This window comes from Mycoplasma sp. SG1, assembly GCF_023612375.1.
In the GTDB taxonomy this organism is placed as follows: Bacteria; Bacillota_I; Bacilli_A; order Mycoplasmatales; family SG1; genus SG1.
Window position 1 is genome coordinate 522,093 of record NZ_CP076852.1, and the last position, 25,534, is coordinate 547,626.

Consider the following 25,534-nt stretch of genomic DNA (forward strand, 5'->3'; position numbering starts at 1 on the left):
TGAATTAACAAAATTAAAATTATCATTTTTTATTATTAAGATACATTTTAATAAAGCTAAGAATACGCCTTACTAATCTTAATAATAATGTGATGGGAACGAAATTGTTCTTCATTTTTTGTTAATAATCATGATCTTAAAAAGATTGATCTATTTTTTATATATTATATAGATAATTAATTGATTAAAAATAGACTATGACTTTTAAATACTTAAAAGATAAAAAGATAGTATGCTAATTTAATGAATTAATAAAATCGGTAAAATGTTTTGGAAAAATTCTAATTTTTAAAATGTTTTGGAAAAATTCTAATTTTTAATATATTGTTATCTGACAACTAATTCAATTTATTAAAATTTTACATTATTTTAAATTAAAAGTTAAAAGAAGTTGGTAATTTTAAAATTGTTATATAGTTATAAAATCGGGGCAAATAAGTAATCATTCATCATAAAAAATTTTTAAAATATCTTAATTTTATGTCATCTAAAATATCATTTAATGAAAGCGTGTTTTCTTTAGCACCTTTCTTGAAATGGAAATGAAAAAAAATATTTTTTGGTTTATAAAAATCTTTTAAATTTTTATCTGAACATATATTTTTATCCATTTCAGAAAATCTATTTCTTATATGATCGTTTAGTATCTCTTTAAAAGAAATATCTAAATCATTAATATATAGTGTTGGAAAATTACAAATAAGGAAAAATTCTTTATCATTAGTTTTTAAATGTTTAAATGCCGCAAACTCATTAATCTTTTTTTCATAATCAATAAACTTTTTTAGTTTTTTAATAATTAATTCCTCAAAATTTAAGGACTGTAATAAAAATCAAATAGATCAGCTGGATCAACTGTTAATTTCATTACTTGTTCAAATTTTATTAATATTGTTCAAATATTCAAAAATAAAATCATCACTATGTTTATCCATGTCAAGTCTATCTGAGGCTTTGTTAAGGTTTTTAAGTTTTTTTAAAATTTTTTTATATTGGGTTTTTTCTTTTTTATTAATTAAAAAAATAATTCCTTTGTTGTCATCAATATTTTGCGAGCTATAATCTTTCATCCATGGTTCAAGTAAATCTATTGATAATGAACATTTATTATTAAATTTAAATTTTTCTTTAAATTTTTCTAATGTATCAGAATTAATTTTACATCCTAATATAATTATTAAATTTTTTGTTGTTTTTTTTAATTTTGTTAAAAACGCATGAGTTTCGTCTAATTGGTTAAAAATAAGCAGATAATCTAAAGAAACAATTTCAAACCCTAAAATTCTTTTGTCGTTTGTTAAAATAAAATCTGGGGATTCGGATTTATAAATTCTATATTGATTAATATTTGATAATAAATGTTTGTTTGTTTTTAAAAAAGAATACATTGGAATAAATTCATTGTTTATTGCTTTAACATAAGCTGAAACAGAATTATCATTAAACAATTTAAAACCTGATAATCCATTTATAGAATCTTCTAAAGGAAAAACAAATTCATCAAAAAAATTCTTTAAAAAGTCTTTATTAATTGATTCTTCATTTAACTTATTTAATAATTCATTACTTAATAACGGCTTGCAAATAAAATGCTTACCCTGTATATTAAAGTTTGGAGTAGTATAATATCGTGAAAATTTTATATCTTTTAAATAAGGATAAATTTTTTCAAAATCAAAAATATTTAAAGAATTAAAATATTTAATTTCATTGGAATTTAAATTTGATTTATCAAAAATTAAATAATATTTTTGATTTTTTATATCTTTAATTATTATTTTAATGTTACACAATATATTTTTTACTTCTAAAAAGTATTCTTTATTGCTGATTAAACATAAAAAAGTGTTTAAAAGATTTAAAGGTTCATCTAAATCAAAAGATTTATTACATACTTCGTTTTGGTATAAAATGGATGTATCGATTTGTTTTAAAAATCCTTTAAAAACAAAAATTTCTTTTCCTAGTTTAATATTAATTTGTTTTATTAGTTTATTTAAATCTATTAAATCTAATGAATTAATAAAATCAGTAAAATATTTTGGAAACTCAGTTTTTAATTCAAATGGTTTATTAGTTATCGGATGAATAAATTTTAAATAATAGGCGTGTAAAAATTGGCTATGATAATTTTCATCTCTTATTAATAAAATTTCATTTTTTATAAATAAAATGTTTTGTTTAAAAAATGGATTATAAACTTTATCAGCAAAAACAGGACAATTAATTGCTTTTAAATGAACCCTTATCTGATGAGTAGATCCTGTTTTTATTTCAGCTTCAACTAAAACCAAAGAATATGGTAAATCTTTAATCTTTTTAAAATAAGTAATTGATTGTTTACCTGTTTCAGCAACTATTTTTTTAGCAAAATTTCTTTTATCATTGCTAATCGGCAAATTAACTTCAAGCGTGGAATTTTTAATTTTACCTTGACAAATTACATAATATTTTTTTTGAATTTGATGAGTTTTAAAATATTCAAAAAACTTTTCTGCAGCAGAATTGGTTTTTACAATAATCAATAACCCTGTTGTATCTTTATCAAGGCGATGAACTATTCCATCGCGATTTTGACCACAAATTTCAGCTAATGGTTTTTTTAAATAATAGAAAAAATAATTGTAAACCGTTTTAAGGGTCTTTAAATTAGGATCATAAACAATAATATCCTTTGGTTTATCGATGATCAAAAAACTTTCATCTTCAAAAAGAATTTTAATTTCAAAGTTAGAAAAAATCTCATCCCAATTAATTTCTTTAGAATGATCAGGAATTAATTGATCATCTATCGTTCAATCTATCTTAATCGAATCATTTAAATTAACCAAAAAACTTGGAGTATTTTTTTGATTTTCATTTACCAAAACCCCATATGTTTTTATTCATTTAACAATTTGTGTTCTTGAATAATTTTTTAAAGTATTAAAGATTAACAAATCTAATCTAATTGATTTTTGATCTTCGTTTATAAAAGTTTTATTAATCTGAATCATTTATTTTAACATTGTCCGTGATGACAATGACTATCATCATTGTTATGACAACCTGCAAAAGTAACAACAAAAGCTGAAAATGTTAAAGGAATTAAAACTAATTTATAAAGTTTTCGTGATATTTTTTTTTCATAATAACTATTATTATTTTATAACTTTATGACAAGATTGACAAATTTCACCGACCATTTCTGATGCTTTAAAATATTTTCAACAACGAAGACATTTTATTTTTTGACTATTTTTAATGTAAAAATAACAATTTGAAACATTTATGAATTTATCATTTAAATCTGCTTCAGATTTAAAAAATATTTCTCTTACAGTTAAAATTTGTGAAAGATTATCAATTGATTGAATTTGATTAAATTTTTGATCTTTAAAAATTACTTCAATTTCAGCTTCTTGTCAAACTTTAATAATTTGATTATTTTTAGCTTCTTCTAAAGCTTTATTTAATTCTTTTTTGAAAAGAATAAAATTGTCTCATTTTTGTTCATTAATAGAAACTTGAGGTAGTCTTAAATTAGCAAAAGTTTCTAAGAAAATAGTTTCTTTTTTATCTTCTTTTTGAAAGACTTGATAAAACTCTTCTGCTGTTAATGATAAGATTGGGGCAAGAAAAAGTAAAAAATGATCAAGAATATAGAAAAAGACAGTTTGAATTTGTCTTCGTCTTAAAGAATCTTTGTTTTCAATATAAATAATATCTTTAGCAAAATTTAAATAAAAAGCGCTTAAAGTGGTTGAAAGAAAATTTTTTAACAATTTTAGATTTGAATTAAAAGCAAAATTTTGCATATTTGTTTGATAAAGATCTTTTAAATTTTTTAAATTAAATAAGATATATGTATCTACTTCTTCAAACTCAGTAACTAAATCACTTTTATAATCAAAATCAACTAAATTTGTAATTAAAAAACGAAGTGTATTTCTGATTTTTTGATAATCATTTTTAATAACTTTAGTTATTTCATCTCCTAAACGAATATCAACTAAAAAATCAACTGATGCTGATCATAATCTTAATATATCAACACCGTTTTCTTTTAAGAAAGTTTCAGGAGCGATAATATTTTTTAGCGACTTAGACATTTTATGCCCTTTGCTGTCTAAAACAAACCCATGTGATAAAATATTTTTAAAATTTATTTGCGTTTTAGAGTTAGTTTTATTTCAGATTGTAGAAGTAATTAAAGAGGAATTAAATCACCCTCTAAACTGATCATTTCCTTCAAGAATTAAATCAATATCAAGATTAGTTTTTGAATTAAGACTAAATAATAAAAAAAGAAAAGCAATTCCTGAATCAAATCAAACATCAAGAATATCTGTTTCTTTTTCAAGATCTTTATATTTAACTTTAAGTTGCTTTAAAGTTTTTGAACTTAAAATATCTTCTATTTTGTTATTAAATCAAAATAATATCCCTTTTTCTTTGATAACTTCGATAATTTCACTAATAACATCTAAATCTAAAATTGCTTGTGTTTTATTTTTAGTAAACAAAATTGGAATCGGAAGGCCTCATTTTCTTTGTCTTGAAATACATCATGATTGTCTTTCTTTAATCATGTTTAATAACTTATTTTGACCTAATGGCGCAAAAAAATTAATTTTTTTAATTGTATCAAGAATCTGATCTTTAACCTTATTGATATCAATAAACCATTGTTCTTTAACTAAATAAACAACCGGTTTTTTAGTTCTTCAATCGTGCGGATATGAATGATTAATCGTTTTAGATAAAAATAAAGTTTTGTTTGTTTCAAGGTGCTTTAAAATTTCTAAACTTGCTTTTTCATAAAATAAAGCATGAAAATGACTGTCAGGATAATGAATAAAACCGTGATCATCAATAACTGAAAAAATGTTCAATTTATGTTTTTTTGCTAATGAATAATCATCTTCACCATGTCCTGGAGCAATATGAACAATCCCTGTTCCTTCGTTTTCAACAACATGATGACTTAAATAAACTTTATAAATTTTCCTATCTATAGGATGATGATAAGAAAAAGTTAAGATATCTTTAATTGCGATATCTTTAATAATTTTTGTTTGATAAGATTGAAAAAGAGGATTTGAAGTAATTAAATTTTTATTAATAATAAAATAACCAAACTTATCATCTTTAACAAGACAATACTTAATTTTGTCATTAACAGCTAACCCTTGATTTCCTAACAAAGATCAAGGGGTTGTTGTTCAAACAAGAAATGAAACTGCTTCATTTTTAAATCGAAAATTACTAATCTTAACTAAGAAAAAAAGCGAATGAGATGGTTTATTCAAATATTCAACTTCAGCATCCGATAAAACCGTTTTTGAAGATCAAGATCAATAAATTGGTCTTAGATCACGATATATTAATTTTTGTTGAACTAAAATTTTAAAAAAATCTAATTCATAAGAAATGTATTTTTGATCTATAGTTTGATAATATTTACTAAAATCGCTTAATAAACCAAGCTTTAAAAACTGTTCTTTTTGATTTTGAATTTGTTTTTCAACATAGCAATACGATGATGAAAAAAATTGTTCTAAAGAAAATGTTTCGCTTTTTAAATTATCTTTAACCTTTTGTTCAATTGGTAAACCATGACAATCCCAACCTGGTAGATAATTTATTTTTTTGTTATTTAATAACTGATAACGAAGAATAATATCTTTAAGAACTTTATTTAGCGCGTGACCAATGTGAATATCACCGTTTGCATAAGGTGGTCCATCAAGTAATGTATACTCTTTTCGCGAAGTAGTTTTTGATTTTAATAATTCTTGAAAATTGATTTTTTGATAATATTGAGCAATTCTTGCTTCAAGTTCAACTAATTTCGCTTTCTGATTGACAGGGGATGTAAAAATATTTAAGGTTTTAAAATAATCCATCGAATTTAATCTAGAAAATTTAATGTATTTATAGTGCTTTATAAATTATAGATTAATACATAAGAAAAATATATAAAAATCATTTATAAAAGAAACCAAAAACCTTATTTATTTTTTTGGAAGTTTCTTAAGAAGGTCGTGATTTAGAAGTTTGGTTTCAATGCAATAATCAATGATTTTATTGACTTCATTTTGAATTTCATTGCTATTGATTAAAAGATCAATTCTTGTTAATTTTTTTAACTTTTCTTCTAGTTTAGAAATTTCTTCTTTTAAAATTTTTAGTTGATAATTATGTTCAATAATTTTTTCTTCTAACTTGTTAAGCGCTGCTTTATTAGAAAAAATACCCATGTTAGTATTCTTTATCGCCTAAATATTGCGTATAACCAATATTGTTTGGTGAAAGAAGAAAAATTCCGCTTTCAATTTTGTTGATTTGTCCATCAAGTGAATAGATAATTCCGCTTAAAAAATTAATGATTTTAATGTAGTTAACATCTTTTTTATCAAAACGTGATAAATTGATAATAACACTTTTTTTATTTTTTAAGTTATCAGCTACTACGACAACATCATCAAAGCATCTTAATTCAAATGAAGATATTTGATGTTTAGATTTTTTTGAAAAAATTTTAAAACTGTTGTCGTGGGCACTTGATTTAGATCATGCTGTTTCTAGTGGTGTAAAAATTGATTGATCATACTTCTTGTTAAAGATAGCCATATTAACTCCTTGAAATTTTTAATTTTATTTATCTTCTTAAAAATGATGGAATGTCATCATCTGCATCATCAGATTCTACATCGTGATTATCTTGAGCATCAAATTGTGGTTCTTGTTTTGAATAAACATTCATTGGTCTTGTTCAATTTTGGTTTTGTTGTTGACTTGAACGAGATGCTCATGGACTTTGTTGTGGTTTGTATGAAGATTTATTGAATTGTTTTTTATTACGTGGTGAATTGATTAACTCTTTTCTTTTTTGTCTTTCTGCATAAATGTTATCATAGTTAGGATAAATAATTGCTGATTCATCAAAACCAGTAGCAATAACAGTCACAATTACTTCATCTTCTAAAGCATCATTAACAGCGACCCCAAAGATAATATTTACATCATTTGAAGCAGTGTTTTTAATAATGTCAACCGCATCATTAGCATCAAATAAAGTCATCCCTTGACCGCCTGTAATATTAACAATTGCATCTTTAGCTCCAACGATAGAAGCTTCTAAAAGAGGTGATGCAATCGCTTTTTTAGCGGCTTCTTCAGCTTTATTTTCGCCTTTAGCAGCTCCAATTCCAATTAAAGCATACCCTTTTTGTTCCATAGTTGCTTTTACATCAGCAAAGTCAAGATTAATTAAAGAAGGAACAGCAATTAAATCAGTAATTGTTTGAACCCCTTGTCTTAAGATTTTATCTGCTTCTTGAAAAGCTTCTTTTAGTGGTATAGTTCCGATAACTTCAAGTAATTTATCATTTGAAATTACGATTAATGAATCAACATATGATTTTAATTCTCCAAGACCAAGTTCTGCATTATCAAATCTTGTTTTACCTTCAAAAGTAAATGGTTTGGTAACAATTCCAATTGTTAATGCTCCTGTATCTTTTGCTAATCTTGCAACTGTTGGCGCAGCACCTGTTCCAGTACCTCCACCCATTCCAGCAGCAATGAAAACCATATCTGCTCCTTTAACAGCTTTTTTAATTTCATCTTCTGATTCAATTGAAGCTTCACGTCCTTTTTCTGGATTTGCTCCTGCTCCAAGACCTTTTGTTACGTCTTTCCCAAGGACAATTCGATTACGAGCTTTTGAGGCTGAAATTACTTGTGAATCTGTGTTAACAACTCAAAACTCTACTCCTTGTACCCCTTCTTCGATCATACGGTTAACAGCATTACAACCGCCGCCGCCTACTCCGAAGACTTTAATTGTAGCAACGCTTTCAAACGGATCGTATTGAATTACTTTGCTATCTATTTTATTATCTGTTTTCATGGTTTTTTGTTTTTTTTAATTTAATTCTTTCTTAATAATTGTTGAAATTTGTTGTTTTTTTGACTTAGTTTTAATATTTTTAGGTTTAAAGTGTTAAAAATTCGTTCTTTTAGTGATTTATGTTTTAGTGAATTAATTTTATGATCGCTGACATAATTTACCATATTTTGATATATACCAATCCCAACCACATTACAGTAAATAGGATTTTTTACACCAATATAAGTAGATTTATAAATTTTGTAATTAGTAAAATAATTTTCTTTTTCAAAAAAGCAATCTAAGCCTTTAATAGCACTTCCGCCCCCTGTAATAATGATTTTAAATTTATCACTATCACCATGTGTTAATTCTCTGATTAATTCTGTAATTTTATAGAAAATTTCTTTAGTTCTTCAATAAACTATTTCTTGCAATTTATCTTCATCAATTAATGGTTGTCCATCGGTTGAATATAAAACTTTGAAATCATTGTTCAAAAGAAAACTATCTTTATCTTTATTGATATTTAAATAGCCAGCTTTTAAATCAGCATAACGAAGTTTTAATAATTCAATGTTTTTGTCACCAACGTCTTTTATTAAATATTTGATATCTTTATTAATTGAATTTGCACCCATTTTAAGAACGCGATAATCAACTAATAAGTTTTGGTGAAATAAAGATATTTTAACAGACTCTGCTCCAAAATCTACGATTACACATCCATCTTTTAAATAAGTTTTGTTGGCTACTTCATAAGCGGTTGCGTATGCTTCTAAACAAAAATTTGAAACCGAAATTTTTGCTTTTTTAAAGATCTCAAGTAAACGATAATATGTTTTAAAATTACCTAAGTATACAAGAGAATTTAAATATAGTTTTTGGATTTTTTTACCAATTGGTGGGATCAGGGTTCTATGATGGTCATATTCATAACTTTCTGGAATCAAAGTCAAAAGGACATTATCATTTAAACCGTTTAGTTCCTGAGAATATCCAATTAACTTCGCTACATCTTCAACTTCTAAAGTCTTGTTAATCAATATTCCACGTTTGCTCTGCTTTATTTTACAGTTAATCATTGGGAAGTTTAAAATTACATTATCAACAGTATAGTCTAAAGTTTTTTCGCAATTTTTTACTGCATATTTAATAATCTCAACCAATAATTCATCATTGCAAATCTCGCCATTAACATTCATAACTTTTGCTCTTTTATAGTATGTTAAGATTGGATCTACATGATTTTGAGAAATTTTTATTACAGCAAATTTAACACCGCTAGTTGAAATGTCAAATGTTGCATACATTTTATTCATAAATTCTCCTTTTTAATTCCTTCATTTTTATTTTAGTTTTTGAAAAGTTCATAACTTAGCTGAACTTGCTCTTTTGTTGGTGATCACCTCGCTAAGAGATGGTAAAATTGGTTTTTTGTTAATAAGTTTATAACATTCAACTTCTTGATCTATAACTGGTAATTTATATAACTTTGGATTAGGTTTAAAAGCTTTAAAAAAGTTTTTTAAAACCCTTTCTTCCAATGAATGAAAAGTAATGACAATTAAAAGTCCTTTGTTTTTTAATAATTCTCAAATTCCTTTCAATCCATCTGAAAAGACATCTAATTCTTTATTAACTTCAAGTCTTATCGCTTGAAATAGCAACTTTACATACTTTTTAATTTGGACTTCAGAACCAAAAACAGTTTTTCGAACAATTTCAGTTAATTGTTCTGAACGAGTTATTCCCTCTGCTTTACGATAATGAATTATCTTATTCGCTAGTTTTGAACTAAAAAGGCCCAAACCATATTTTTTGAAAATTCCAATTAATCTTTCGTTTGAATATCTATTTAAAATATATTGAGCATTAACTTTGCTAGTAGTGTCCATTCTCATGTCTAACAAACAGTTTTGGTTGTAAGAAAAACCGCGCTTTAAATCATCAATTTGTAAACTTGAAACCCCTAAATCAAAAAAAGCAACATCAATTTTAAAAATACCCTGTCCTAATAAATAACTTTTGACATCAACATATGATTTGTTAATTAATTTAAAATTTGAAAATGGTAAATTAATTAAGTTCTCTGTGCAAACATCAATTGCTTCTTTATCAAGGTCAAAACCAAAAAGAAATCCTTGATCATTAAGCTTTTCTAAAATTAATTTAGCGTGCCCTCCCAAACCTACTGTACAATCAACAATTATTGGATCTTTATCAACTAAATTTTGGTTGAATAAAATATCCATAACTTCGTTTGTTAAAACTGGTACATGTCTTTTGTAATTGATTTGATTCATTAAAGATTTATTTTTTCTTCAATACTTTCAGCGTTTGATATTTCTTGTTTTTGAAGTTCAAGAAATTTAGATTTTTTAAATAACTGAATATAACTCCCCATTCCGACAAAAACAAGATCTTTTTCAACGTCTAGTTCTAAACTTTTAAAAAAATTGTCGCTTAGAAGTAAACGATGTCTTTTGTCTAATGTCGCTTTTTCAATACTTCCGAAAAATGAACGTTTATATATTCTATTATTTTGAACATTTTCTGGTAGATCTGAAATTTGTTCACTTAATTCTTTGTATTTAATTTCTGGAAAAATATCAATACATTTATCAGAAGTTGCCCGAACTTTTAGAAAAAGGTTAATTTCTCTAGGTCCGTATATATGTGTTAAAGATTCATAGATTTTTTTTGGTAAATTAAATCTGTTCCGTTCATCTAAAACGCCATAATATGTTCCTGTTAAGTAAATTTTGTGATCTGACTCCTTTAAATTTATGCTCATATTAAATATTTTAATTACCTAATGGTTTTTTGGAGCAATTTATTTCTATTTTGCCCATTTTTACCCATTAAGTACTTTAATTATTTTGAAAAACACATACAAAAAAATAAAAACTATAAAAAAAAGATAATAAATAAAAAAAAATTAATTAAAATAGTAGATAAATAGTAGATATTTTTTTCTAATAATTCATAATCCTAATAGACATAAAAAAAATAAGCCCTATTTTTATAAAATAGGGCTTGATATAAAAGTTAAGTAAAAATATTAAATTTTATTTTTTACTAGAAGTTTTATTTTGAATATTAACTTTTTTGTTTTTGTAAAAACCACACTCTTGACAAACATAGTGAGTACGATGTAGCGCTCCACAGTTTTTACAAACTGCTATTGTTGGAGCTGTTAAGTGATCGTGGGATCTTCTAAATCCTTTTCTGGTTTTTGAGGTTTTTCTAAATGGTACGGCCATAAAATAAATTTTTAAAAATAATTAAAAAATAACTAGATAATTATATAACATTTAAAAAAAAGAATAAAATTTATTCTTTTAATATTTCAACATCATTATTTTTTTCAATTTTGGCAATTGATGGTATTTCTTGTTCATCTTCATGATTATAATCATCGTTGTGAAAATGTTTAATTTTTCTTGAATGTTTTAACAATTTTTCCATCGTTAAATTTCGAACATTAAAATAAAAGTCAATCATTACTACCAAAGCTAAAATAAAGTCAGTTGTTGGAAGGGAAAGAAAAATAAATAATTGATCTTTATCTCGAAAGATAAAGTAATAGATTAAAGAAACAGGTACATATAAAATAATAAAACGAAGAAAAGTAATAAAAATAGCTTTTTTGTAACGAAGGGTTGATTGATAATAAGAAATTGGAATAAAACTACATGAAATTAATGGGAAAAAAATAAAGGTATATCTTAATGCCTTCGTTGCATAATTAAAGACTACATCATTAGGATCAACAAAAATAGTTACTAAATAAGGAGCGAGTGCTAAAACCAAAATTTCAACAACAATTAAATAAACAAACATCATCGCAAACGAGATTGAAATTGATTTTTTAATTCTATCAAGATATTTTCTAGCTAAATTATGTGATGTAAACATATTCATTCCTTGCAAGAATCCGAAAATAGAAATGGTGAAGAAAGTTAAAAATGGAGTTACAGCCCCAAAAATCGAAACAAGACTATGATCAGGGAGTTTCGATCCCGCAATATTTTGCGACATATGCGATAAAATAATGTTAAAAATATAATACGCTACCCCTTGTAAAGAATTTCTAAACAATGATGGAAGCCCAAAAATAATCAAAGTAATAATAATACTTTTTGAAATTTTTCAATGTCTGAAATTTATAGCATCGAAAAAAACTCATAAATCTTTTACAATCGCACAATAAATTAAGGAAATAAAAAATTGCACAACTCAACATATTGCAGTCGCTATGATTGTTCCTAAAACCCCAGAATGAAAGACTTTTACAAATAAGACATCTAAACCGATGTTCAGCAATGAACAGATTAAAGTTATAGACATAGAAACCATCATAAAACCTTTTGTTCTGATAGTTCAAATGATGATATTAGAAACATAATAGAAAAAAATGCCAAATGTTCAAGTTCAACAAATTCATTTCGAAATACTTGCAAGTTCTAAATCTTTCGGATCAGATCCATTAATTTGTAATTGAATAAAAATCTTACTAAAGGATAAAGCAAAAATTAAGAAAAAGATAATAATAATTAAATTGATGAATAAACTATTACCCAAAGTTGAAACAGCATTTTTACGATCTTTTCTACCAAAATGAAATGATAATGAATTAGAAAGACCCCCCGATGAAATAGCCAATCCTGCTACAATTAATGTATAGTATGGAAGACAAACTTGAATAATTGTTCGAATATCAGAAGAAGTTAAATCAAATCCATAACCACCTGCACCTCATTGTTTTCCAGGACCCAATTTAATAGCAATTATCTGATCAATAATGGTATACAAACTGTATATCGCCATTGAAATAGATGCTGGGATAACTATTTTCAGAAGAGAAACTAAAACGGATTTATGAAAAAAAATATCTTCTGAGTTAGTTTTTTTTCTATATTTTAATTTATTTAAGCATTTAAACATCGTAATCCTAACTCAAAATGATAAAAATTTAATTTTATCGATTAAATTTTAGGTTTAAATTTTATTTTAGTAATACATAAAAGTTTATAAACCATTTACATTTTATCGATCAATTAATGATATGAATCGTAAATGAAATATAAACTTTATAGTATAAATACAAGAATTATTATATTAAAAAATATTTTTAAAAAACAAATAATGCGCTTTATTTATTAGTTTTCAATATCATCGTTTGGATGATGAAAAATAATAGATTTTGTAACATTAACACTATCACTGATATTAATTTTATCAAAGATATTCATAAGTTTGTTAACTTGAAATTGACTAACATCAAAATAAAAAGGAACGATATAACAAAGAATAAAAATTAAATCACAGATTGATAATGATAAGAAAATAAATTTTAAAGACATAGATCCTGTAAATTGATTAACAACAAGTAAAAAAATTAACGAAATAACTAAAAAAATCATACAACGAACCGTGATTGTTCAAATTGATTTTATATAAAGAAAAATTGATTCATAGAATGAACTTATCAAGATCGTAAGACCAAACAACGGTAGTAAACAAAAAGAATAAATCAAAATACTTTGTGCATCATGTAAAGATTGATGATAATTACTTAAATTTGTATCTAAATAAATTGATACAAAAAAATCAGAAAATCCAAGTAAAAAGGCTTCTATGATTAACGCTGAAATGATAATAAAAACGATTGATAACTTAGCAGCGTCCCTTACTCTTTTGCTTTTATTTCTGCCAATGTTTTGAATAATAAAAATATTAACCCCTTGCACAAAACCTGAAATATATCCCATGATCACAAACATGTAGGAAGAAACAATACTAAATAAACTAATTCAATAAAGATTGGTATAAACGACAGTATGAGATATTGCTAAAATAATGTTGAAAAAAAATAAACAAGCCCCTAATCAAACATTTCTAATCAGCGATGAAATACCATATAAAAATGAATTTCATGACAGATTGTGATCTATTTTTAAATTATTGTTTAAAAAAGAACGACTTATATCATTTGTTTTAAGAAAGAAAAGAACTAAAATTGTTAAATAAAATTGAAAAATAATAGCAATCGCTGTTGCTATAGCTGTTCCAAAAAGGCCATACTTATAAACAATTAAAAAAACCAAATCTAAAGCTATGTTAATTGCAAAAGATACTGCTGGAACAAGTGAAGTTAAAATATTTCAGCCCCTAATTTTTAAAACAACTAAAAAAATATTGCTAAAAAACTGCAGAAAAGAAGTAATCGCTAAAAGTCATGCCATATATTTAGCAAGACCCAAAAGGACGGGATTAGTCAACCCTTGCATCTTTAAAAAAATATTCATAAAACTGAAACTGAAAATAACATACCCAACCCAAATCATAAAATGGACCGTTATGCTATTACCAAGGTTTTTATAAGCTTTGCTTTTTTCGCCTTTTGATAAAGAAAGACCAAAACTGTTAGATAACGAAGTTGCTCCAGCGAATAAAATTGAAGTAATAAATAAATACAATGGGGTTAAAACTTGAATAATACCCCTTATTTCTTCTCCTGATAAGTTATAACCACTAATAATCAGTTGATGCTTACCGGTTCCGAATTTAATCGCTAAAATTTCATCAATAATCCCAAATGCAGCAGCTAAAAAAGCAGATAATGCTGTGGGAAGAGAAACTCTTATTATTGATGATGCTACAGATTTTGTATGATACACGCTAATATTTTCTCAATCTTTATTATGATTGGGTTTTGGTGTTATTATAAAAATAATTACCGAATTAAATAATTTAGTTTTTTTGTCAAAACATCTATAACTTTATCTTCGATTTTTTTTATTTTATCTCTGCTAAACGTTTCGTCAATTGGATAAATTGTAATTCGAATACTGTATGATAAATTATCTGTAGATGGTTTAAACAAATCAATTAATTTAATTTTAAACTTATATTGAAGAACATTTTTTAAAATCTTATTAATTTCATCTAATGTTTCATTTACTGGTTTTCAAGGTTCTTCGCTTTTTAAGAAAAATGAAAAATCTCGATCTATAGAAGGCACCGATGGAAATGGAACAAACTCTTTATTATTAGAATCAGAAACACACTCTTCAATTAAAGATAAATTAAATTCAGTGAAAATAACTGCGTTTTGAAATAAATCTATTTTAGAAGATAAAGCGTTTGAAATTAAAACTTGTCCAATAATACCGATTAAAATATTGTTGTAATAAATAAAAATCCCACTTTTAAAATATTTTTTTAAATCTACTATTGTCTCTTTATTTTCTAAGAAAAAAGGTTTAACCGTTAATTTATTAATATCTAAATCAACAAATTTACAATAATTTTTATAAATTGATTTTAACAAATAGGTATCAATGATTTGTGTTTTCTTAACTGGAGAAAAAGTATTAATTCATTCTCCATAACTAATAGTTGAAACTAAAGTATTTTTAACTATTTTGATTTCTGAAGCTTGATAGTAAATATCACTTATTTCAAAGATATTTAAATGATTAATCTTATTCGCTAAATTGTAAACTAAAGTTTGGAAAAGAAAATGAAATAAAGATAGTCGATAATATTTTGAAACCGTTTTATTTTTAATTTTTAAAGGAATTAAAAAATTAAAAAAATTAATAGTTGAACATTCATTTGAAACCAAAGAATAAGTAACAACTTCTGTAAAATTATTGGCAAGGAAAAAGTTTCTTGTTTTAGATTGCATTAATTGTTCATAATTTTGTTGATATGGAATAAAATCAAAACTTGGAGGCAGTGATTCAACTTTATTTAAATCGACAAGAAATCTAATTATTTCTTCAAAAAGATCATTTTCGTTTTTAACATCCAAACGATGAACTGGAGGGGTAATTTTAAATCTAACATCTTTTGATTGGAGTTTTTTAATTTTAAAATTTAATTTATAAAAAAGATCTCTAACTCTGGTCTGATCTAACTTACAATTAATTACCTGCTCTGCTTTATTTAAATTTAAAATAATTGGATCTTGATTTTTATCAATTGGTCTGTGCAGGGAATGAATAAAAATTCATGGTGAATAAATAGTAAAAGTTCTTAAATATCTTCTTAAGAAATATATAAAAATGCTATTTGTTAACTGATAATGAAAACTATGGATAAAATGTTTAGTGTACATTGAATTACTATTTTTATTTTGATAAACAAAATAGTTTTTAACCGTTAAAGGATCTAATTCTAAGTATTCAAATAAAAAGGTATCACTTGCTAAGGTCGCTGCGCATTTATAGTTTAGATTTAGACCAGCTAAAGCAATCGGTGTTTGTTTGTTTTTAATCACTATACCTTGATTTAAACTGATCTTGTTTTCTTTTGAAATTTGAATCCATTCATCTGTTCTTTGAAAACTGATATTAAATGGTGAAGTTATTTTTTTAAAATCATAAACTTGAATAGGAGAACCACCGATGAAAGATGCAATGGTTGCGATATCTGAAATAAAGTTATTTGGCGTAATATTATTATTTAGAAGAAGGATTTGAAGTTCTAATTTAGATCTAAAATTATTTTTTAATTCGATTAGTTGATAAATCACTTGACTACATTTTTTAGTTTTTAAATTAACGTTAAAATTAACATCTGGTTTTTGATACAAACTAGGGAAGTTTTTTAAAGATTGAATAATTTTAGGAAATAAATATTCAGTATCCAATTTAACTGATAATTCGTGTGCTAGAACTGCAACTGCATTCAAATCAGGACGATTAGATGGATTTGAGAAAATAAAAATCGTATCTTCGAAATATTTTGGATTAATAATACTTCCGACATCTAATTTTTTATCTAAGATAATAAAACTGTTCCATTTTTTATAAGTAATATTTAGATTTTTGAATGTTCCGATTTGAGCATCCACTTGTTGGTTATTTTTTAATTTAGATAAAGGGGTTGTTGTTTTATCTGTAATTAAAAGAAGAATTTTTTCATTTAAAATAAGCGAAATATCATCAACAGTATCATTAAAAAAATAAAAATTAACTTGTTTGTTTGATCCAATTTTAACAGTACAGTTATATAACTTTTTTGTCGCTTTTGATTTAGTGTAATTTATCAATTTCCCGATGATCAAATTGTTATTTAATGGCGATAAGGAAACTGTTTTTTCAAAATCAATCCCAAGACTGATTAATCCTTTAACAATTGTTTTATCAGAGATATCGTCAAGATCTAAGAAATAATTTAAAAGTTTTTTTGATACTAGCATTTTTAAAATTGTATATTAAATCGTAAATTGTTTTTATAAAGAAATCGAATATCAGGAATCTTATGTTTAATCATAACCAATCGTTCTACGCCTACTCCAAACGCAAAACCATTAACTTCATTAGGATCATGGTTGGTGTTAATTAAAACATTGGGATGAATAATTCCTGCTCCTAAAATTTCAATGTATTTTGTATGTTTACAAACCAGACAGCCTTTTCCTTGACAATATGGACAAGGAATATCCACTTCAAGACTTGGTTCAGTAAAAGGAAAATAACTAACCCGAAATAATGGGTTCATTTTCTTACCAAAAAAATATTCCAAAAATTGCGTAATTGTTCATTTTAAATGCGATAAATTTGTATCTTTGTTAACATAAACAACATCAACTTGAAAAAATTGACTTGAATGAGTTGGATCATCTTTATCATTTCGATATACCTTGCCAATACTCATTATTCTAACTGGTTGATTTGGTTTGCTTGCTAATAAACCACGAACTGTTAAATTTGTACAATGAGTTCTTAAAAGTAAATTATCAAAAGTTTTAACTTCGTTAGTTAGAAAAAAAGTATCATGTTCATTTTGTGCAGAATGAGCTGAATCAAAATTTAATAATTTAAAATTATTTTTTACATCATCAACTTCATAACCTTGGAGAATTTCATAATTTAAAGATGAAAAAAAATTAATAATTTTTTGAACACTTTCTTGTAAAAGATGTTGATAACCTAATGTGTTTTCAATATCGATTGTTAAATCTGGACCATCAGCTAAAAAAACATCTTTAGAAGTTGCCTTTGTTGTTAATTTTGCTAAATGATCTTTAATTTTTAGTTTTAATTTATTAAATTCTAAACCGATAACTTTTCTATCAGATCCATCTTGATAAACCGATAATAATTTTTTAAATTGATGATTAACAGTACCTTTTTTTGATGATAAAAAATCATATTCAAGATTTTTGATATCTTCTTCTGTAATATCGGTATTTTTAAGCAATGTATACTTTTTTAGAAAATCTTCTCAAATAAGCGATGTTGTAAACTTAATTTCTTTAATCATGAGTAAATATGAACAATTTATTTAAATATGAAAATAATTTCTGATAAATGTTTATTTTATTATAAACATCTTTGAGATTGATTATTATATTTATTTAAAATATTGTTAAAAAATATATAATTTTACAATTATTTAGTTATAATAAAACAGCAAAAAATAATCATAGTTTTTAACTTAAACGATTATTTATCATTCTGAAAAATCAAAATTATTTAATATGTCAAAATCAAATCAATGCTTTCTTCTTTCTGATAAAAAAAAATTATTCGGAAACTCGCGTAGTAATGCGATGAATGCTGTAAAAAGAAATTGAAAAGTAAATCTTAAAAAGAAAAAATTAAAAATCAACGGCGTTGAAACTGTAGTCCATGTTTCTGTTCGTGGATTAAGAAATTTAAAAAAACAAATTCAAAAATAAAAATCTCTCTTTCATAGAGAGATTTTTTTTATTAATTATTTAAACCCGGTAAATTATTATCAATTTCTTCTGAATCGTTTTCTGGAACGGGATTATCTTTTGAATCTAAAATATTTTTCTTTTCAAGTGTTTTTGAAAGTTTTAATTTTTCATCATCGATAATTAAACTTTTATTCTGAATTTTAACCAAGACTTCAGCAAATTTGCCTTCTGTTTTTTTAATTTTTCTTAAATCATTGCCCAACTTATCAGCATTATCAATTACTTTATCAAAATCTTTTTCAAATGCTTCAGCTAATTTAATTCCTTCTTGAATTTTGTTTTTGATAAAATCAAAGTTTTTAGTTAAAATTTGCGATAATCTTTGCTCATTCGCTAATTTTGATAATCAAAATAATGTTAAAGCTAAAGTGGTTGGGGATAGAATTCAAATATTTTCTTTGAATGATTTTTGAAAGACAGGATTAATTTCTGGATTATTACATAATTCTGCAAATATTAATTCTGAAGGAATAAAAATTAAAACATGTGAAATATGATCTTTATTAATGTATTTTTTAACATTTTTAATATGCGCTTTAATATCTTCTTTTAGTTCCTTAGAAAAACGTTTTTTTTCTAATTCTGTTTCAGCAGTCTGAAGTTTTTGGAAATTTTCACAAGGAAATTTAGAATCAATAGCAACAAATTGTTTATCATTTTCGTTGTTTTTTAATTTAAAAATAACATCTGGTCGACTTTTATCGCTTAATTGTTTTTGTTTTTCTCAAATATATTCATTTTCACCAAAGATATTTGTTAAAATTAAATTTAACGAAATCTCGCCATACGTTCCACGTGCTTTTTTATCTAAAAAAATAGTAACTAATTTTTTAGTATCACTTAAACTATTTTTTTCAAATTGTTGTAAAGAATCTTTTACATTAATCAAAGAATTAGAAATTTCTTGATATTTTTGGACTAATGTTTTTGTTTTCTCATCTTCTTCAATAAACTTTTTTGAAACACTTTGAAAATTTTCTAAAATTGGTTTTAACTTATCCGTATTTATTTGTTGAAATGATTGCTCTGTTTTGGTTGATAATTCAGTTAAAGTTTTCGAAACGTTTTTATCATTATTAAGAAGGGTGGTAATATGTGCTTCTAAAGTTGCGTTGTTTTTAATTAAATCCGACATCGCTTCATATTGATTTTTATATTGTTCTTTTAATAGATTCATTTCATCCTTTAAAGGATTTGAATCTGGATTTAATACTTGATTTGGATAAGGAACAGATTTAGAACGTTTTGTTATTAAAATATATATTAAAAATCCTAATAAAACAATCGTGCACGTTGCTAGAAAACCTAAAATTAAATAAATAACTGTAGACATTGAAAATTATCTATCAAACCTTTGCTAATTGGTGATACATTTTTTCATCTAGTTGTTCTAAGAAAATTGTAATTAATTTAATTGCAGCTTCAACATCTGCAAGTGAACATACTTCGTTATGGGTATGAAGGTAACGAGATGGAATTGAAATGGTTATTGTTAAGACCCCTGTACCTGATTTATGAATTGACCCAGCGTCAGTTCCACCAGAAGTTAAAGGATCAAGGTTATAAGGAATTTTATGATCTTGACAGATTTGAATAAATTTATCAACTAAAGTTGGAGTACAAATACATGTTCCGTCCATAATCGAAATAGCGACCCCTTTATTTAATTTGGTATCGTTATCGCTTAATGGTTTGAAAGTATCATCTGTTACGGTTGTATCAATCACAACAGCGATTAAAGGTTTAACTAAATTGGCTGTTGTCATGGCTCCCCTAATCCCAACTTCTTCTTGCACAACTGCAGCGCCATAAAGATGAAAATTAGGTCTTTTATTCGCAAAATGTTTCAGAACTTGGTCAAGAATTGTAATCCCAACACGATTATCAACAGACTTAGTGCAGGCATAAACGCCATTTGATAATAAAAGTGAAGTATCATGTTTAACAATCGGATCTCCAATATTAATCCCAAAACTTTCAACTTCTTGACGAGATGATGCTCCAATATCAATGAAAATTTTATCACGATCCATTAGTTTTGTTCTTTGTTCAACTGAAAGTAAATGAATCGGAGGGGCACCTATGATGCCGATAATATATTTATTTAATTTACGTGAATAGATTTTAACTTTTTTTCCGATTAAGACATGAACTCATCAACCACCAAGATTACCGAATTTAATCAATCCATGCGTTGTAATCTCGTTTATAATAAAACCAATTTCATCAGCATGAGCATCTAATAAAACCCGATATTTTGAATCTAATTTACCTTTTTTAACAGCAATAAGGCTTCCTAAATTATCACTAATAAACTCATCAACATATGGTTTAACATTTTTAGAGAACATATCAAGGACTGGTTTTTCAAAGCCAGATGGTCCAAATTCTTCGCCATAGTTTTTTAAGATATTAAATAAGTATTGATATTTACTAGTCATGTTAATAATTATTTTGTTGTCTTTGATAATTTATTTTGTTTTTATCTTTGTATGATTGAAACAGAACTGCTCAATCAATTTTTAAAGCAAAAATTAATTTTAAAAAATCTTGAAATAAAGTTGTAAATAAAATGTTTATTTTATCTGATTTTTTTGGAAGATTATTTTCTTGATTTTTTATTTCATTAAATAATAAACTTGAAGCAAGAAAAAGATTTAAAAAAGAGATTGTAACTTCAGATTGATTATGTTCTGCCTCATTTTTAAAGGTTGAAAAATTAAAATTAAGTGATAGCCCTATGCTGATTAAAAAATGTAAACAATCAGCGGTTTCATCTAAGATAATATTGAACTCACTTGAAGGTTTTTGCGATCAATACTTAAAAGATCTAGTTTCATTTGCAAGTTCAGCAACTTCAACTTGAAACGCTAAAATCTTTTTTTCAAGATAAAAGGAAATTGGTTTGTTGATATTTTTTAAAATATAGTTGTCTAATTGCAATTGTTCATTAACAATTGTCAATAAAATAGTTAAAAAGTCAGATTCTGGTTTTGGTTCTAGATTATCTTTTAACACTTATTCGATTTTTTTTAAGCTAAAATGACTATTTAACGTTTTTTACTTGTTCGTTCTTTAATCCGTCTTTAGCTTTTAAAACTAATTCTTGAAAAACAGAAGGTTGATGAATCGCTATTTCTGATAAAAGTTTTCTATTCAGATTAATATTAGATTCTTTTAAACCGTGAATAAATTTAGAATATGAAAGGTTATCTGTTTTTAAAGCAGAATTAATTCTTGTTATCCATAGTCTTCTAAACTGCTGTTTTCTTTGTTTTCGGCCTTTATAGGCATAAACTAAGGAATTAAAAACTTGTTCTTTGGCAGTTCTGTATAAACGATGTTTTGAACCGAAATAACCTTTCGCTTGTTTTAAAAATTTTTTTCTACGATTTCTTGTTATGACTGAATTGGATATTCTCATGGTAATTTATCTTAGTAATTTATCTTAATTTATTTAATATTCCTCTTAATAATCTTTTACGATCTGTTTTATCAATAACTGTTTCTTTCGCTAAATGACGACGTTTTGAAGGATTTTTAGTTGTAGCAAGATGACTTTTAAAAGCACGATGACGCATTATTTTATTTCTGGCTGTGATTTTAAAACGTTTTGCAATTGATTTTCTTGTTTTAAGTTTGGTTTTTTTCATTTTTGTTATTTAAATTTGATTTAGGCTTTTTTTTATTAACAACTATCGGATTTAAAACTGTTTGATAAACATTTTGGGCAAATTTTACTTCTGGAACGATTTTTAAATAATCTTTAACTTCGTTAATAATATTATTTATAATCGTTAATCCTTTTTCTTTGTTTAAGACTTCTCTGCCCCTGAACATAACTAAAACTTTTACTTGATGTCCTGCTTTTAAAAAAGATACAATTCTTCTCGTTTTAGTATTTAAATCTCCTTCACCTATTTGTGGTCTTAATTTTATTTGTTTCAGTTTCTGCCTTAAAGTGGCTGCATTTTGTTTTCTTTGCTTTAATTTTTGCTGATATTTAAACTTCCCATAGTTCATAATCCGACAAATCGGAATATCAGCTTTTTTCAAAGAAACACAAACTAAATCCAGACCTTGAACTTTAGCTTGATCATCAGCAACCTTTGAAGCAATTTTTATTAACTTATTTTTACCAGTTTTTTCATCATCTGGAGAAATCAAAAGAATTTCTGGGAATTTACTAACAATTTCTTCGTTGATTAATTCATCATTTTGATGTTTAATTGGATTGGTTTTAATAAATTTTTTAATAATTACTCCTTCACTTTTTAGAGCTATTTTAATTTCAATTTAAGAATAAATAAATTATTGTCTTATCATAAAATAAGAATAATTTTATCTTTTATATTATATATAAACTTTAAAAATTTTATAACTTTTAATATTTTTAAAACCACCTTAATTAATAAAGGATCAAAAATAATTTAAAAAATTTAAGATAAAAATGTTTTTATTTCGGTTTTTAAATTATTTAAAAAATGACTCAATTTTGCTTTGGTGGTTTTATTACTACGACATTGTCTAAATGAAATTAAAGCATTTTCAAACTCAAAATGATTTTCAAAACCGCTTTCATGAAGTTCGTTTTGACCAATAATTAATTGATATGGAATTTTTTTGATTTGTCCATAACGAATTTTATAATTTAAACGTTCTTCTGAATCATCATATTTAACTCTAAACCCTTCATCTATCAAGACATTTGAAATATGTTTTGAATAGGTTGAAATTTTTTGTGATATTTTTTCATCTTGTTGTAAAACTGGAATAATCTGAATTTGAACTGGAGAAATAAATAACGGTAAAAGTCCTCCAAACTGTTCTAACAAAACACTAATAAAACGTTCAAAAGTTCCTATTATCCCGAAATGAATCAAAACAGGATGTTGTTGTTGGTTGTTTTTATCAATATAAATGACATTCAAATGATCAGATGTTGGAAGAAGATAATCAAGTTGTAATGTAGCGATTGTTATTTCATGATTTCAAATCGTATTTATTTGGAGATCGATCTTAGGACCATAAAAAGCTGCTTCACCATAATTAACAACATAATCAATTTTTTTCTGAGCTTTAAACTGTTCTAGACAATTTTTTAACATTAATTCAGATTGATGCCATAAATCAGAATGTTTATCTGCTCCATCATCGCTATCACCAAGACTTAAGGAATAATAAAATTTAATTTGAAACTTATTTAAAACTTCTGTAATTAAATGGAGTAATTGAAGAACTAATTTTTCGATTTGTTGATGTAAACAAAAGATATGAGCATCAAATAATTCCATCCCTCTTACTCTTTCAAGTCCAGATAATGCTCCGCTATATTCATGTCTGAAAAGAGGCGATTCTTCAACCAACTTTACTGGTAAATCTTTATAACTAGGTTTTAAATGATTAAATATCAAACAATGATGAGGACATGTCATTGGTCTTAGAAAAAATGTATTTTCAATATCTGAATTTAATGATTGAAAATTACCATCTAACTGAGCATGATCTTTAATGTTAATTTCTGAAAACATGCAATTGTAATAACGTTTTAAATGACCAGATTTTAAATACAAATTTTTTGAACCAAGGACAGGAGAATTAACAAACTGAAAACCGTATTCTAAGTATTTTTTTCTTAGATAAACTTTAATTTTATCTTTAATGATTGTTCCATTCGGTAGTCAAATTGGAAATCCTAGTCCAACATTTTTTTCAAAAAAATATAAATCAAGTTCTTTCCCTAAAAAACGATGATCAATTAAAGCGTTTTTATTATATAAATCTAGATTTTCTTTTAAGTTTGTTTTTGATGGAGCACAGGTTCCAATTAAAGAAATTTCAAAAACTGGTTTTAAAATTGATTTACCATAACAGATTTGAAAAGCGTTTAAAATCTTTGCGTCTGTAATTTGAACTGCTTTAAAAGAATGGTTAAAAATACTAAAATGGCTTAATTCATGACAATTTAAAACGACCGGTTTATTAACAGGATCAACGACAGAACCTAAACAAGACTCTTTTAAAACGATTGTATGACCGCAAAATTGTTTACAATTATCATATTTTTGATTTTGAAAATGAATCTGTTTTGTATGTTCTTCAAAAATAATATTAAAAAATTTAGCATCAAAAAATGAGTTATGTTTAGAATTTAAAATCGCTTTTAAAATGGGGGCAATATCTTTTTGTAAACTTTTGATAAATCTATTATCTAAACTATCAGAAATAACATAGAACTTAATTTTAAATTGCTTAATTGATTTTGATTTAGTAATTAATTGAACTGATGGATTAATTAAAAGTTTTTCAAAAGATTCAACTAATGTAGAAATATTTTTTTCTCAATCTTTCGGTTTTATGTTAAAAAGTGAAAATAGTTTTTTAAATCTTTCTTCATCTTTATTATTAAAAAATAAAGATTGGTATGGATCAAAAAAATAATTTTCTTGATCAGAAGTAGGTTTAAATTCAACTGCTTTAGCATGTTGTTGAATTAACAATAAAGCAAGTAGTCCTGCTGAATTATTTAGTAAATCTAAATATGAAAGATCATTTTTATCAACGATAAAATCTAATTTATAAATTTTTGATGATTGATCATTACAAAACGTTTTATCATAAAATGATAAAGTTTGTCCAATTCCAATCGTGTCCTTGTTATTTATCTGAACAGCGATGATTTGTTTTAAGGTTTTCTCATTAAAATTAAAATGATTCGCTTTTTTTATCGATTCTTTAATAAAATCAGGTAAAAAAGATTTGCTTTGATCATTTAATTTTAAAAAGTAAAAAAAGAAAGGAAGATCACGACTTATTAAGAACTCAACGTTATTGACGATAACTTTTGATAAATTCTTGTTTTGATAGTCCATCGTTTATTCCTTTATAACATCTTTTGGTTGCTAATATTACTA

At 25.2% G+C, this 25,534-nt stretch carries 21 protein-coding genes; 1 reads left to right on the forward strand and 20 read right to left on the reverse strand.

Annotation, left to right across the window (positions count from 1 at the left end; translation table 4 throughout):
- Nucleotides 1-374 precede the first annotated feature (374 nt).
- The 13 genes from JRW51_RS02400 to pheS form a co-directional block, all read right to left on the reverse strand.
- Nucleotides 375-2,996, reverse strand: coding sequence for an RluA family pseudouridine synthase (locus JRW51_RS02400; RefSeq protein WP_250328587.1), 2,622 nt, complete (start codon nt 2,994-2,996; stop codon nt 375-377).
- A 144-nt stretch (nt 2,997-3,140) separates the two neighbouring features.
- Complete coding sequence (gene ileS / locus JRW51_RS02405; RefSeq protein ID WP_250328588.1) at nt 3,141-5,888, reverse strand: isoleucine--tRNA ligase; 2,748 nt, start codon at nt 5,886-5,888, stop codon at nt 3,141-3,143.
- Nucleotides 5,889-5,996: 108 nt separating this feature from the next.
- A complete protein-coding gene (locus JRW51_RS02410) occupies nt 5,997-6,242 on the reverse strand; it encodes a hypothetical protein (RefSeq protein ID WP_250328589.1) in 246 nt (81 codons plus the stop codon).
- 1 nt (nt 6,243) lies between these two features.
- Nucleotides 6,244-6,615 (reverse strand): cell division protein SepF, encoded by a 372-nt coding sequence (locus JRW51_RS02415; RefSeq protein ID WP_250328590.1) that lies wholly within the window; start codon nt 6,613-6,615, stop codon nt 6,244-6,246.
- A gap of 28 nt (nt 6,616-6,643) precedes the next feature.
- Nucleotides 6,644-7,897, reverse strand: a complete 1,254-nt coding sequence (gene ftsZ / locus JRW51_RS02420) for a cell division protein FtsZ (RefSeq protein ID WP_250328591.1) — start codon at nt 7,895-7,897, stop codon at nt 6,644-6,646.
- Nucleotides 7,898-7,917: 20 nt separating this feature from the next.
- Entirely contained in the window at nt 7,918-9,198 is a 1,281-nt protein-coding gene (locus tag JRW51_RS02425) for a cell division FtsA domain-containing protein (protein ID WP_250328592.1), read from the reverse strand.
- Nucleotides 9,199-9,225: 27 nt separating this feature from the next.
- On the reverse strand, nt 9,226-10,182 hold the full coding sequence (gene rsmH / locus JRW51_RS02430; RefSeq protein WP_250328593.1) for a 16S rRNA (cytosine(1402)-N(4))-methyltransferase RsmH: 957 nt from the start codon (nt 10,180-10,182) through the stop codon (nt 9,226-9,228).
- Nucleotides 10,182-10,673: a division/cell wall cluster transcriptional repressor MraZ gene (locus tag JRW51_RS02435; RefSeq protein WP_250328594.1), complete on the reverse strand. Its 492-nt coding sequence runs from the start codon at nt 10,671-10,673 to the stop codon at nt 10,182-10,184. Before JRW51_RS02435 ends, rsmH begins: the two co-directional genes overlap by 1 nt.
- A gap of 274 nt (nt 10,674-10,947) precedes the next feature.
- Entirely contained in the window at nt 10,948-11,142 is a 195-nt protein-coding gene (gene rpmF, locus JRW51_RS02440; RefSeq protein WP_250328595.1) for a 50S ribosomal protein L32, read from the reverse strand.
- A gap of 70 nt (nt 11,143-11,212) precedes the next feature.
- Nucleotides 11,213-12,826, reverse strand: a complete 1,614-nt coding sequence (locus JRW51_RS02445) for an MATE family efflux transporter (RefSeq protein ID WP_250328596.1) — start codon at nt 12,824-12,826, stop codon at nt 11,213-11,215.
- A gap of 215 nt (nt 12,827-13,041) precedes the next feature.
- The gene (locus JRW51_RS02450) at nt 13,042-14,562 is read right to left on the reverse strand and encodes a hypothetical protein (protein ID WP_250328597.1); all 1,521 of its coding nucleotides are present in this window, start codon (nt 14,560-14,562) and stop codon (nt 13,042-13,044) included.
- 56 nt (nt 14,563-14,618) lie between these two features.
- A complete protein-coding gene (locus JRW51_RS02455) occupies nt 14,619-17,093 on the reverse strand; it encodes a phenylalanine--tRNA ligase beta subunit-related protein (protein WP_250328598.1) in 2,475 nt (824 codons plus the stop codon).
- Nucleotides 17,094-17,095: 2 nt separating this feature from the next.
- Complete coding sequence (gene pheS, locus JRW51_RS02460) at nt 17,096-18,160, reverse strand: phenylalanine--tRNA ligase subunit alpha (protein ID WP_250328599.1); 1,065 nt, start codon at nt 18,158-18,160, stop codon at nt 17,096-17,098.
- A gap of 217 nt (nt 18,161-18,377) precedes the next feature.
- Between pheS and JRW51_RS02465 the strand changes: the two genes are divergently transcribed.
- Entirely contained in the window at nt 18,378-18,578 is a 201-nt protein-coding gene (locus tag JRW51_RS02465) for a L28 family ribosomal protein (RefSeq protein WP_250328600.1), read from the forward strand.
- 31 nt (nt 18,579-18,609) lie between these two features.
- On the opposite strand, the gene JRW51_RS02470 is transcribed toward JRW51_RS02465, so the two are convergent.
- The 7 genes from JRW51_RS02470 to thrS form a co-directional block, all read right to left on the reverse strand.
- Nucleotides 18,610-19,953, reverse strand: coding sequence for a DNA recombination protein RmuC (locus JRW51_RS02470; RefSeq protein WP_250328601.1), 1,344 nt, complete (start codon nt 19,951-19,953; stop codon nt 18,610-18,612).
- A 10-nt stretch (nt 19,954-19,963) separates the two neighbouring features.
- Nucleotides 19,964-21,061 carry a M42 family metallopeptidase gene (locus JRW51_RS02475; protein ID WP_250328602.1) on the reverse strand — a complete coding sequence of 366 codons (1,098 nt, stop codon included), beginning with the start codon at nt 21,059-21,061 and terminating at the stop codon, nt 19,964-19,966.
- A gap of 1 nt (nt 21,062) precedes the next feature.
- Nucleotides 21,063-21,638 carry a dUTP diphosphatase gene (locus tag JRW51_RS02480; RefSeq protein ID WP_250328603.1) on the reverse strand — a complete coding sequence of 192 codons (576 nt, stop codon included), beginning with the start codon at nt 21,636-21,638 and terminating at the stop codon, nt 21,063-21,065.
- Nucleotides 21,639-21,666: 28 nt separating this feature from the next.
- Nucleotides 21,667-22,044 carry a 50S ribosomal protein L20 gene (gene rplT, locus JRW51_RS02485; protein ID WP_250328604.1) on the reverse strand — a complete coding sequence of 126 codons (378 nt, stop codon included), beginning with the start codon at nt 22,042-22,044 and terminating at the stop codon, nt 21,667-21,669.
- Between the two features lie 19 nt (nt 22,045-22,063).
- On the reverse strand, nt 22,064-22,273 hold the full coding sequence (rpmI, locus tag JRW51_RS02490) for a 50S ribosomal protein L35 (protein ID WP_250328605.1): 210 nt from the start codon (nt 22,271-22,273) through the stop codon (nt 22,064-22,066).
- A complete protein-coding gene (gene infC, locus JRW51_RS02495) occupies nt 22,254-22,916 on the reverse strand; it encodes a translation initiation factor IF-3 (RefSeq protein WP_322948498.1) in 663 nt (220 codons plus the stop codon). Before infC ends, rpmI begins: the two co-directional genes overlap by 20 nt.
- Nucleotides 22,917-23,059: 143 nt before the next feature.
- Complete coding sequence (gene thrS / locus JRW51_RS02500; protein ID WP_250328607.1) at nt 23,060-25,492, reverse strand: threonine--tRNA ligase; 2,433 nt, start codon at nt 25,490-25,492, stop codon at nt 23,060-23,062.
- Nucleotides 25,493-25,534: the final 42 nt, after the last annotated feature.